10 protein-coding genes and 2 pseudogenes are annotated in these 12,167 nt (G+C 73.1%); 11 read left to right on the plus strand and 1 reads right to left on the minus strand.

The window, feature by feature from the left end; genetic code table 11:
* Positions 1-30 precede the first annotated feature (30 nt).
* On the plus strand, positions 31-1,896 hold the full coding sequence (locus AC559T_RS04095) for a sensor histidine kinase (protein WP_112105011.1): 1,866 nt from the start codon (positions 31-33) through the stop codon (positions 1,894-1,896).
* Positions 1,893-2,672, plus strand: coding sequence for a response regulator transcription factor (locus AC559T_RS04100; protein WP_071059800.1), 780 nt, complete (start codon positions 1,893-1,895; stop codon positions 2,670-2,672). The genes AC559T_RS04095 and AC559T_RS04100 overlap by 4 nt, the downstream gene beginning before the upstream one ends.
* Here AC559T_RS04100 and AC559T_RS04105 read toward each other — a convergent pair.
* Positions 2,564-2,947, minus strand: coding sequence for a response regulator transcription factor (locus tag AC559T_RS04105; RefSeq protein ID WP_498867790.1), 384 nt, complete (start codon positions 2,945-2,947; stop codon positions 2,564-2,566). The two genes, AC559T_RS04100 and AC559T_RS04105, sit on opposite strands and share 109 nt — an antisense overlap.
* Before the next feature lie 120 nt (positions 2,948-3,067).
* On the opposite strand from AC559T_RS04105, the gene AC559T_RS04110 reads away from it, so the two are divergent.
* The 9 genes and pseudogenes from AC559T_RS04110 to AC559T_RS04150 form a co-directional block, all read left to right on the plus strand.
* The gene (locus AC559T_RS04110) at positions 3,068-3,193 is read left to right on the plus strand and encodes a hypothetical protein (RefSeq protein ID WP_255565652.1); all 126 of its coding nucleotides are present in this window, start codon (positions 3,068-3,070) and stop codon (positions 3,191-3,193) included.
* Positions 3,190-3,867, plus strand: a complete 678-nt coding sequence (locus AC559T_RS04115) for a hypothetical protein (RefSeq protein WP_498867791.1) — start codon at positions 3,190-3,192, stop codon at positions 3,865-3,867. Before AC559T_RS04110 ends, AC559T_RS04115 begins: the two co-directional genes overlap by 4 nt.
* Positions 3,864-4,475, plus strand: a complete 612-nt coding sequence (locus AC559T_RS04120) for a hypothetical protein (protein WP_498867792.1) — start codon at positions 3,864-3,866, stop codon at positions 4,473-4,475. Before AC559T_RS04115 ends, AC559T_RS04120 begins: the two co-directional genes overlap by 4 nt.
* A gap of 109 nt (positions 4,476-4,584) precedes the next feature.
* On the plus strand, positions 4,585-5,427 hold the full coding sequence (locus tag AC559T_RS04125; protein ID WP_071059802.1) for a hypothetical protein: 843 nt from the start codon (positions 4,585-4,587) through the stop codon (positions 5,425-5,427).
* A 10-nt stretch (positions 5,428-5,437) separates the two neighbouring features.
* Positions 5,438-6,232, plus strand: a complete 795-nt coding sequence (locus tag AC559T_RS04130) for a hypothetical protein (RefSeq protein WP_071059803.1) — start codon at positions 5,438-5,440, stop codon at positions 6,230-6,232.
* Positions 6,229-7,674 (plus strand): phosphotransferase, encoded by a 1,446-nt coding sequence (locus AC559T_RS04135; RefSeq protein ID WP_498867793.1) that lies wholly within the window; start codon positions 6,229-6,231, stop codon positions 7,672-7,674. Before AC559T_RS04130 ends, AC559T_RS04135 begins: the two co-directional genes overlap by 4 nt.
* Positions 7,671-10,976, plus strand: a complete 3,306-nt coding sequence (locus AC559T_RS04140) for a protein kinase domain-containing protein (RefSeq protein WP_498867794.1) — start codon at positions 7,671-7,673, stop codon at positions 10,974-10,976. Before AC559T_RS04135 ends, AC559T_RS04140 begins: the two co-directional genes overlap by 4 nt.
* A 395-nt stretch (positions 10,977-11,371) precedes the next feature.
* Positions 11,372-11,473: pseudogene (locus AC559T_RS04145) on the plus strand (IS6 family transposase); the annotation flags it as partial.
* A gap of 520 nt (positions 11,474-11,993) precedes the next feature.
* Positions 11,994-12,167, plus strand: a pseudogene (locus AC559T_RS04150) (recombinase RecA); the annotation flags it as partial.

Raw genomic sequence — 12,167 nt, forward strand, 5'->3', positions numbered from 1 at the left:
CGGGCAGTTCGGGGGGTGGAGAAGGCGGCCGTGCGCGATCGGGCGGGCGGGCGGCTCCTCCCGGGGACGGCGGCCGTGGGAGAGGCACCCGGCGGCGCCGCGATCGACGGCGCCGCCGCGCCCGCGGCGGACCACCGGCGCAAGCCCGCGGCGTCCATGACCGGAAACGGGGACGACCTCCGCCGGAGATACGGGGTGCCGGCACTCGCCGTGGTGGGCGCGGTCATCGGGGCGGTGGTGCTCTGGCTTTCCGACGGCGGTCGGGACGAGGACACGACAAGCACCCTCTTCTCCGGCCTCGTCGGCGGGCTCTACCTGCTGACCGGTTCCGTCACGCACCTGCGCCGACCGGGTCGGCTGGGGTTGCGCATGGTGATGGTCGGCATCTCCTGGTTCGCCGAGGACCTGCAGGTCTCGAGCTACCCGGTGCCGCACACCGTCGGAATGTTCTTCCGGTGCGTCGCCTCGGGATGTCTCGTGCACCTCCTGCTGGCCTTCCCCGAGGGGCGGCTGCGGACGCGCACCGAGCGGGCGGTGACCGGCGGGGTGTATGTGTTCGTGCTCGTCCTCGTGCCGCTGGGCGTCCCCTTCTACCGGTCGTTGACACCGAACCTGCTGCTCGTCGCCAACCTGGCCCGGATGCAGGACCTGCTGGTCGACAGCACGCAGGTGGTGTTCGCCGTCATCGTCGGCGCGCTGCTCGTCCGGCGTTGGTTCGTCGCCACCCCGCCGGCCCGCCGGGTGCTCGCGCCGGTGTACGGCGTCGGGCTCGTCGGGAGCGTCGCGTCGCTGCTCCACCCGGCGTTGACCGGTTCGACCGCGCTGCTGATCAACGAGGTCGCCCACCTCGCCACCCTCGGGCTCCCGGTGGCGTTCCTGGCCGGTGCGCTGCGCGTCCGGCTCGGCCGCACGGCCGTCGGGGACCTCCTCCTGCAGCTGCCGCAGATGCCGCCGACCGAGCTGCGCCACCTGCTGGCCCGCGCGCTCGGCGACCCCACGCTGCGCATCGCGTACCCCCGCCCGGACCATGCCGGTTCGGACGCCGGTTCCACCGACGGATACCTGGACGCCGACGGGCAGCCCGTGACGCCCCGCCCGGATGACGCGGTGACCCCGGTCCGGCGCGGCGTGCGCGTGGTCGCCGTGCTCCTGCACGACCCGGCGCTGCGCGCCGACCGGCACGTCCTGCACGCCGTGACGGCGGCCGCGGCGCTGGAGCTGGACAATCAGCGGCTCGCCGCTGAGGTGCGGGCCCAGCTCACCGAGGTCCGGGCATCCCGGGTCCGCATCGTCGCGGCGGCCGACGAGCAGCGCCGCCGGATCGAACGCGATCTGCACGACGGCGCCCAGCAGCAGCTCGTCACGGCCGCGCTGATCCTGCGGCTGGCGCGGGACCGGCTCGGCCCGGCTCCCCCCGACCCCGAGCTCGGCGTGCTCCTGCGGCGGGCCGCCGACGGGCTGGAGGCGGCGGTCACGGAGCTGCGCGAGCTCGCCCGCGGCATCCATCCCGCGGTGCTCACCGAGGCCGGGCTGCTGCCCGCGCTGCGGACGCTCGCCGCCCGCTCGGCATACCCCGTGCAGGTCGTCGACGGACCCGCGTTGCCGCCGCTGCCGGACCAGGTGGCCGCGACGGCCTACTTCGTCGCCGCCGAGGCGGTGACGAACGCGGCGAAGCACGCCCGCGCCAGCCAGATCCACGTCCACGCCCGGGCGTCCGGGAACCGGCTGCTCGTCACCGTCGCCGATGACGGCGTCGGCGGCGCCGACATGAACGCCGGAACGGGCCTGCTCGGGCTGCGCGACCGGACCGCCGCGCTCGACGGCAGCCTGGTCGTGCGCAGCCTCCCCGGCGCCGGGACGTCCGTCCACGCAGAGTTGCCTCTGGAGGGCTCTTGACCACCGCCACCACTCCATCCGCCCCGGCCGCCGGGGTGCCGCGCATCGTCCTCGCCGACGACGCCTCGCTGTTCCGGGCGGCGCTCGCCGAGCTGCTGGAACGCGACGGGTGCGCGATAGTCGCGCAGTCCGGGAACGCGGACGAGCTGCTCGACGCCGTCGAACGGCACCGCCCGGACCTCGCGGTCGTCGACATCCGGATGCCGCCCGGCTACCACCTGGAAGGGCTGCGCGCGGCCGTGCGGCTGCGGCGGAGCCATCCCGGGACGGGCGTGCTGCTCCTGTCACAGCATCTGGAGGTCGCGCACCTCGACGAGCTGGTCGGGCACACCGCGCGCGGTGTCGGCTACCTGCTGAAGGACCGGGTCACCGGGCCCGGCTTCCTGGATGCCGTGCGCCAGGTGGCGGCGGACGGCTGCGCGTTCGACCCCGAGGTCGTCCCGCTGCTCGTCGGCGGCAGGAGCGGCCGGCGCGACGAGCTGGCCGCGCTCAGCCCGCGGGAGCGGGAGGTCCTCGCGCTGATGGCGCAGGGCCGGTCCAACAACGCGATCGCCGACGAGCTGCACCTCACGACACGCACCGTCGAGACGCACGTCCGCGGTGTCTTCCAGCGGCTCGCGCTGCCCGACGAGGCCGAACACAACCGCCGTGTCCTCGCGGTGCTCGCCTACCTGCGCTCCGCTCGACGGGCCACGATCAGCGCCAGCGCGGCCGCCGACAGCGTCGACTTGGGGAGGAACCCGGCGGCGGACGACCGCTCGACCGCGTCGCCGTAGTGCTCGGCGTCGCGCACCGAGCAGAACACCACTGTCGCGTCGGGGGCCGTGCGGCGTAGCGCCCGGCAGACGCTGAACCCGTCCATGTCGGGCAGGGCGATGTCGAGCAGTACCACGTCGGGGCCCGCCTCGGGCACACCGGCCAGCGCCTCGGCCCCGGTCCCGGCGTCGCCCACCACCTGGTAACCGCCGCTCTCCAGGAGCACGCGGGCGACGGCGCGGAACGGCTCGCTGTCGTCGACGATGAAGACGCGGCCCACCGCCACCCGGTCCATCTCCGGACGGTAGCACCCGGCGGCCGTTTCGGATCTCGGTGCCAGCACTGGGAAAACCGCTCTCGAAAGCCAGTGCCGGCACGGATGTGCCCAGATCCGGTTCGCCCGACACTCCTTCCCATGAAGGCCGTCCTGACCGGGCTCGCGCGCGTGTTCGCCGTGATCGTCGTATTCGTGGTCGTCCGTGGCCAGATCGACTCCGACTCCGACTCGGGCAGCGTCGACTACCCGTTCACGTGCGCATGACAGCGCGCCGCGCGTCGCTGTGGCGGCATCCGGTGCTGACACCCGGCTATGCGGCGGCGATCGCGTTCGGTGCCGTCGCCCTGTCGAGCGTCGTCGTGGCGTCGGCGTCGGCGCCGCAGTCGCCGGTCACCGGCAAGCCGGAGCGGGTCACCGTCACCTTGGTCGAGGCGTCGGGCGCCCGGCTCCCGGACGACCTGACCGTCCAGATCCGGCACGGCTCGACCGTGCTGGCCGCAGACGGGATCGTCACGCAGGGCCGATCGTCCGCGGACGTCCCTCCCGGCGACCACGAGGTGTGCGTGGTCTCGTCGACGACGCCGATGCGGGTGGCCGGGTCGGACCCGGCGTCGGTGTGCATCCGGGAGCGGGTGTCCGCCGACACCCCGACCAAGGTGACAGTCGAGCAGGTCCGCGTGGTCGCGGACAGGACGGACGGGGACGACCCGCTCCCGAACGACAGCAAAGTCACGATCAGCTACGCGCAGCGCGAGCTGCCGGGCGGCGCCCTCGACCCGAACGGGCAGTTCACGCCGTCCGAGCTGCCGCTGAACGCGGTGGTCTGCCTGGACCCGCCGACCGGTTGGCGATTCGCCGACACGAAAGCCCGCGACCAGCAGTGCCAGCCGGTAACCAACCCGGCCGCCGACGTGCTGTTCCGCCTGGAGAAACCATGACGGGCAGGGCCGTGACGGGACGAGCGGAGCGGATTCCGCTTCCGCTGCTCGCGGCCTCGGCGCTCGTCGCGGCCGGATTCGGCTGGGCCCTGCTGTTCCGGGACCGCCCGTTCGAGACGACGCTCGCCGTGGTTCTCGGGTCCGCCGCCGTCGGCGCGCTGCTCGCCGCTCTGCTGGGGCAACCGCTCACAGACCGCGCCCGGCCCCCGGACCGCCCGCCGTCCGGGCCGGGCGCCGGCGGCGCGAAGCCGCAGACCGCGCCGCCGCAGACCGGGCAGCCGGAGACCGCGCAGCTCGTGCTGCCGGTCGGGCAGCCGGCTGGCGGCGCCCCGTCCACGGGGCAGTGGTGGAACAGGGAGGCCCCGCCACCGGCGGCGCCGACCACCGCGACCGCGCCGACCCGCCCGGCTCCCCGCGATCTCGGGGAGCTGCGCGACTCGGCCCGCGTCGTGCAGTGCCCGCGCTGCGGCGCGTTCCGCCTCGACGTCCGGCACGCCGGCGCGGGGTATGCGTTCCGCTGCCGCGCCGATGGCCACGAGTGGACCTGGCTACCCGGAACCACGTGGCCGGTCGTCGTCGTCGCGAGTCGCCGCCGGAATACCCGTTGACCCGGGACCGCGCCGGGCTCAGGACCGTGTCGAATCCAGAACCGCGAGTTCAGAACCACGAGTTAAGAACCGCGAGTTCAGGACCGTGTTGACCAGGACGGATGGACGAATGTACGAGCAGACCTTCTCCCGTACCAACCCCGGCTGCATCGTGTTCCTGCTGGACCGGTCCGACTCGATGAAGCAGCCGTGGCAGTCCAGCGGAGGCACGCTCGCCGAGGGCGCCGCCCGCGCCGTGAACAAGATCCTGCTCGATCTGTGTGTGAAGTCGGCGAAGGAGGTCGGCGGCCGGGCCAGGCACTACTTCGACGTCGGGGTCTTCGGCTACGGCGCCTGCCCGGTGGGGGGCGGCGAGGGCGTCGAGCCGGCACTGGCCGGGCAGCCGATCGTGCCGATCCCGCAGGTGTTCGACAACCCGCTGCGGGTCGAGGCCGAACAGTCGGTCGACGCCGTCGCCGGCTCCCGGCTCCCGGTCTGGATCGAGCCGGTGTTCGGCTACCGCACCCCCATGTGCCAGGCCATCGCGACGGCGGGCGAGCACGTGTACGGGTGGGCGGCCAGCCACCCCGACTCGTTCCCGCCGATCGTCATCAACATCACCGACGGGATGGTCACCGACAGCCCGTTCGACGGCGCCGACCTCGCCGAGTGGGCCGCCCGGCTCACCTCGATCGAAACCCGCCACGGCCGGACACTGCTGTTCAACATCTTCCTGTCACCGACCGTCGCACCCGAGGCGCTGTTCCCGGTCACGGCGGCGGACCTGCCCGAACCGGGCCCCGAGCTGTTCGCGATCTCCAGCACGCTGCCGGCTTCGATGGTCGCGAACGCCCGCGGCGCGCGGGTGGAGATCGCCGACGGTGCCCGCGGATTCGTGTTCAACGCCGGCCTGGCGACGCTCGTGTGGTTCCTGGAGATCGGCACCCGGGTCGCCGACGTCCGCGACCGGTGAGGACCTGCTGATGATCCTCGCCCGCTCCGCCTGTTTCTGGCTGGAGAAGCTGGGCAGCGCGGCATCGGAATGGGAGGACGCCGCCGCCTGCCACGACGGCGACCCGGCCACCGGTGTCGCCCCCCGCTACGTGGTCGTGGACGGCGCCACCGAGGCCTACGACGCGATCCGCTGGGTGGCGCACCTGGTCGGCTCGTTCGTCGCCGACACCGGGCCCGACCTCACCCCCGACGGGCTCCGCGCCTGGTTCGAGCAGGTCCAGCGGCTGTGGGTGGCCGGGGCGCCCGCGCGGTTCGCGACCGTCATCGAGGAGCACAAGTTCCACACGCAGGGGTCGTTCGCGACGTTCCTGGGATGTCGCCTCACCGGCCTCGACGGGCCCCGGGCCCGCTGGGAGGCCGCCGCCCTCGGGGACACCGTGCTGTTCCACGTCCGGGCCGGCCGGCTGCTCACACACTTCCCGCCGATCGACGTGGACGACTTCGGTCTCTCCCCCGACGGGATCGGCACCCGCCCGGAGGCACTCGGCCCGATGCTGCGTGCGCTGGAGCTGGCCAGCGGCGAGGTCCGGGCGGGCGACGTGCTCTTCATCGCCACCGACGCGCTGGCCCAGTGGCTGCTGCTGGAAGCCGATCGCGACGAGGCGTCGCTGTGGGCGGCACTCGCCGGCCTGGACCACGACGCGGCGTTCGCGGCGATCGTCGCCGACCAGCGCGCGGCCGGGCGGATGCGCAACGACGACGTCACGCTGCTGCGGGTCCGGCTCGCCACGGCCGAGCCCGGCGCCCTGGTGGTCTGCTTGTGACCGACCAGCTGTCCGCCGAGGACTACATCAAAGCCGTGCAGCGGCCCGACCTCGTGTTCGACCGTCCCGAGTTGGTCGAGGCCCGGTTCGACGTGCACCCGATGCTGGGCATCCCCGTTCCGGCGTCGGGCAGCACGGCGGTCGTGTTCCGGGCGACGGTCGGCGGCACCGCGCAGGCGTTACGCTTCTTCACCCGCGAGGACGCCTCCACCCAGCAGCGCTACACCGCGCTCAACGCCTGGTTCACCGAGCGCGGGCTCAACGGCGACGTCGCGGGCTGCCGCTGGGTGGACGACGCGATTCTCGTCAACGGCCGGCGCTGGCCGATGGTCCAGATGGAATGGGTGGACGGGCACACCCTCGACCGGCACGTCGAGGACCTCGTCGAGGCCGACGACCGCGCGGCGCTGGCGACGCTCGCCGCGTCCTGGCGTGACCTGTTGCGCCGGACCCAGGCCGCCCGGTTCGCGCACGGCGACCTGCAACACGGCAACGTGCTCGTCGACACGGCCGGCCAGCTGCGCCTGGTCGACTTCGACAGCTCGTGGATCGCCCCGTTCACCGGCTCCCGGCCGCCGTCGGAGGGCGGACACCGCAACTACCAGCCCCGGAACCGGCCCTGGGGCCCGTGGATGGACACCTTCCCCGGGCTCGTCATCTACCTCTCGCTGCTGGCGCTCGCCCGCGAGCCGAAACAGTGGGAGCAGCTCAACGACGGCGAGAACCTGCTCTTCCGCGACAGGGACTACCAGCCTCCGCACCGGACCGAGGTGTGGTCGTGGGTCGAGCGGCTGCACGACCCACGGATCGACCAGCTCGCGGCCCGGCTGCGGGCCTGCTGCGCCCCGGGCTGGACGGCCACCGGCGACCTGGAAAAGCTGATCTCGGGGCCCGTCCCCTGGTGGACGCACACGGCCGCCCAGCCGCCAGCCGGCGCGCCGCCCGAGGCCACCACCGCACCGCTCCCCGTCATCACCCCGCCGGTCGAGGTCACCACCGCGCCGGTCCAGGGCACCACTACACAGCCCCAGGGCACCGCCGCGCCGCGTCAGAGCACCGCCGCACGTCCGTGGCCTCGTCCCCAGCCCGCTCCGCCGGCCGGGCAGACCGTGTGGTGGAAGCAGCCGCCCGGACAGCGGCCGGAACCAGGGCGACCAGTGCCGGCACAGGCCGGACCGGCGCAGCCCGGACCGGCGCAGTGGGCTCCCCTGCGTGCCGCGGGGCGACGGCTGCGCGCAGTGGGCTGGTACCTGTTCGCGGTGGTCTCGACGGTGGCGGCCTGGGGGCTCGGCAGTGCCCTCGTCTCCGCCACGCTCACCGGCATGACCCCCTCCGACGAGGCCGCCGTCTCCGCGCTGCTCGCCCTTGTGCCTGCGCTGATCGTCCTCGTTCTCATGGTCCGGCGACGGCGACGGCGACAACCATCGGGGAAGGCGCGATGACACAGCGGATGTTCGGCCCGTACCGCATCGAGGAACTGCTGGGCCGCGGCGGGATGGGCGAGGTCTACCGGGCCTACGACACCGGGCAGCAGCGGATGGTGGCCCTCAAGCTCCTGCTCCCGAGCCTGGCCGGGGACTCGCACTACACCGAGCGGTTCCGCCGGGAGTCCGAGACGGTGGCGCAGCTACGCGAGCCGCATGTGATCCCGATCCACCGCCACGGCGAGATCGACGGCCAGCTCTTCATCGACATGCGTCTGGTGGAGGGCGCCCACCTGGGCACGGTCCTGCGCGGCGGGCCGCTCGACCCGCGGACCGCCGTGGACGTCGTCGAGCAGATCGCCTCGGCGCTGGACGCCGCGCACGCCGACGGACTGGTGCACCGCGACGTCAAGCCGTCCAACGTGCTGTGCGCCGGCCGCGGACGTCCGACCGACTTCGTCTACCTCGTCGACTTCGGGATCGCCCGGACGGTCGAGGGTGCCGGGATGACCGCGACCGGGGCGGCGATCGGCTCGATCGAGTACATGGCGCCCGAGCGGTTCCTCTCCGACCGGGTCGACCACCGGGCGGACGTCTACTCGCTGGCCTGCCTGCTCTTCGAGTGCCTGACCGCGCGCAGGCCGTTCGTCACGGCCGAGCGGCTCGGGGTGATCAGGGCACATCTGGAGGAGCCACCGCCCGTCCTGTCGGCCGTGCGGCCCGGGGCACCGGCAGCCCTCGACGCCGTCATCGCGCAGGGCCTGGCCAAGTCACCGGCCGACCGGCATCCCGCCGCGTCCGTGTTCGCGGCCGCCGCCCGCGCAGCCCTCGGCTCGGCGGCCCCGGCTCAGCCGCCCGCCGCCCCGGCCACGGGCGGCAGGTGGTGGACGCGGACGAACGCCGCCCCCGCGGCGACCCCCGCGTCCTCGCCCCCATCTGCGCCTGCGCCTGGTCCGCCAACGCCAACGCCAACGCCAACGCCGCTCGGCTCGCCCGCCACACCCGCGTCAGGCTGGTGGCAGGCCACAAGCACACCACCGTCGACACCGCCCGCACCGCCGGCCACACCCGCGTCGGGCTGGTGGCAGGCTACGAGCGCCCCGCCGCCAACGCCGCCCGCATCACCGGCCACCCCCACCGCGCTCTTCGAAACCAGGCACCACCAGCCGAAACGGCCAGCCACCGCCACGCCTTCACCCACGGCGCAGGGGCCGGGCTCCCCAACCTCCGGGCTACCGCCAACGGCACCGGCGCCGGGCACGCCCACCTCCGGACCGCCACCGACGGCACTGCCACCAACAGCACCGGGCGCGTCCCGCCCGGGCGGGACGTGGTGGGGGCGTAAGGCCACGGCGCTGCATCCGGTCGGGGCTGCGCCGATCGTCATCGGCCGCGCGCCCGAGTGCGACATCGTGCTCACCGACCCGCTCGTCTCGCGCCGGCACGCCGAGCTGCGCCAGGCCGGGACCGAGCATCGGATCGTCGACCTCGGCAGCTGGAACGGCACGTTCGTCAACGGCCACCGGACCAGCCAGGCGGCCACGATCGGGGCCGGGGACATCGTCGGCATCGGGCATGCCCTGCTGCACCTGCAGGGCGGCACCCTCGTCGAGTACACCGACTCGGGTGACATCTCGTTCGAGGCCGACGGCCTGGCCGTCACCCGCTCCGGCCGGCGGCTCCTCGACGGGGTCGGGTTCGCCCTGCCGCAGCGCAGCCTGCTGGCCGTCGTCGGTCCGAGCGGCGCCGGGAAGTCCACCCTGCTCGGCGCGCTGACCGGGCAGCGCCCCGCCGACTCCGGTGAGGTCCGCTACGCCGGCCGCGACCTCTACGCGTCCTACGACGAGCTGCGCCAACGCATCGGCCTCGTCCCGCAGGACGACATCCTGCACCCGCAGCTGACCGTCCGCCGGGCCCTGCGGTACGCGGCCGAGCTGCGGTTCCCCGCCGACACATCCGCGGCCGAGCGCAACACGCGGGTCGAGGAAGTGCTCGGCGAGCTGGGGCTGGCCGATCACGCGGACCAGCGGATCAGCACCCTCTCCGGCGGCCAGCGCAAGCGCACCAGCGTCGCACTGGAGCTGCTCACCCGCCCGTCGCTGCTCTTCCTCGACGAGCCGACGTCCGGGCTGGATCCGGGCATGGACAAGTCGGTGATGCAGACCCTGCGCACGCTCGCCGACGACGGCCGGACGGTGGTCGTCGTCACCCACTCACCCGCGCAGCTCCACCTGTGCGACCGGCTGCTCGTGCTCGCGTCGGGCGGCCGGCTCGCCTACTTCGGCCCGCCCGGCGAGGCGCTCGGCTACTTCGGCCAGCGCGACTTCGCGGACATGTTCCTGCTCCTCGACCAGTCCCGGGACGTCGACTGGACAGCCCGGTTCCGGGCCTCGCCCCAGTACGCGAAGTACGGGATGCCGAGCGGCGCGGCGCGGCCCACGGTGGGTCCCGCGGTGCGTCCGGCGCCAGCCGTGCCGGACCCGCCGCCACGCCAGCAGCCGGCACTGCGCCAGTTCGCCGTGCTCGCCCGCCGCTACCTCTCGGTGATCGCGGCCGACCGGGCCTATGCCCTGTTCCTGTTGGCGCTGCCGCTGGTCCTGAGCCTGTTCGCGCAACTTCTGCCGGGTGGGCACGGCCTGTCATGGAAGAGCCGGCAGACCAACCCCGACGACGACATCGCCCCGCTCATGCTCATGCTCGTCCTCGGCTGCGCGTTCACGGGATTCGCCGGAGCGTTCCGGGAACTGGTCAAGGAGCGCTCCGTCTTCCGCCGGGAGCAGGCGATCGGGCTCTCCCGCAGTGCCTACCTCTGGTCGAAGCTCGCCGTCCTGGGCATGATCACCAGTGTGCAGGCGGTGATCCTGGCCTTCGTCGGGCTGGTCGGCAAACCCGGGCCGGACACTCCGCTCGCGCTGGGGAGCGGGGTCACCGAGGTCGCTGTCGCCATGATCGCGGTCGCACTGGCCGCGATGGTCCAGGGGCTGCTGGTCTCGGCGCTGATCAGCAACGCCGATCGCGGCATGCCAATCCTGGTCGTCGTCCTGCTGTTGCAGTTCCTGCTGTGCGGGCTGCTCATCCCCCTGAACGGCCGCCCGCCGCTGGAACAGCTCGCGTACCTGATGCCGGCCCGGTGGGGGTTCGCGATGGTCGCCGCGACCACCGGCTACCGGCAGGGCGACCCCGATCGTGACCCGCTGTGGAAGGACGACGCCGGCACCTGGGCACTTGACCTCGCCGCGCTCCTGCTGCTGACCGCGGCCGTCGCGGCGGCGACGTGGCCCGTGCTCCGCCGCGGATCAACCCCCCGGAAGGGCCGCTGATCACCGCGCGGCATCGCCAGCGAACCCCTGGGCTACACCGGTGACCGACCGCCGTGACGGAGCCCGGGACCGCAGGGTGTGACGGCAAGCCGTCGCGCGGAAGGAGCATGGGCGGCCGTTAGGATCACGCGTCGTGTCGACGGAAATGAGTGGGTTGGCCACGGTCGACGGTGAGGACCGACAGGGCGTCAGGCCCCGTCGTGATCGTTGACCGGGCGCGGGTAGCGGCGGCGCTTCCTGGATATGAGCTGGATGACCAGATCGGTGCTGGCGCATTCGGGCTGGTGCTGGCCGGCAATGCGCCGGGTTCCGGACCCGCGGAGCCGGCGCCGGATCATCATCGAGCCGACCGACGAGGGCCTCGACCGGATCAGCGAACTTCGCAGGCCTGCTGCGTGCAGCGTTTCACGCCCCTGCTGGTCGATGTGGCGCGGCCGTGCCGGCACCGTCCCGGGGACAGGTGGTTTGTCGACGAGGTGCGCCACGAGGCGCGGTGGATTCCTGTGGAGGTGAGAGACCTTCACCGCCGGGCTGTCGCAGCAGGCCGGTGTCGGTGCCGAAACCGCTGGCATCCGCCGCTTCCTCACAACGCAACAGTGCCCGAGCGGGCTGCCTAACGACGCGGACCAGGACCGATGGCCCAGTTCTGGCACCCCACACTCGACCCACAGCCCACGGTCACCCGATCCCGGATTCCATCGTCCGCCGCACCCGCATCCTCGGCGGCATGATCAACGAGTACCGCAACGCCGGCCGACAACTCCCGTAGACGATCACCTCAACCGCAAAAGGCCAGCCCACAGACCGAAAATCAGATCTTGGAGTCCCCCAGGCACCAGCCCAACGCGGGTGTGCACCGGCGTGTCGCCGCACCTTCGAACGGATGTTCGGCTACTGTTGCCCACAGACTCTCCGCCGTCCACAGAACCGACCCGACTTCCGAAACTGTCGGTCCCACGGCCTAGCGTCGGCTCGTGGCCAAGACCCGCCGACCTCAGTCAGCATGGAGTAACTCCAATGGTGGGACCCGACCGCGACAAGGCGTTGGAGAACGCTCTTGCGCAGATCGACAAGCAGTTCGGCAAGGGCTCGATCATGCGGCTGGGTGACGATATCCGGCCGCCGATCCAGGTCATCCCGACCGGATCCATCGCGCTGGATGTCGCGCTCGGTATCGGGGGCCTTCCCCGT

It is taken from the genome of Frankia sp. Hr75.2 (genome assembly GCF_949319125.1).
In the GTDB taxonomy this organism is placed as follows: domain Bacteria; phylum Actinomycetota; class Actinomycetes; order Frankiales; family Frankiaceae; genus Parafrankia; species Parafrankia soli.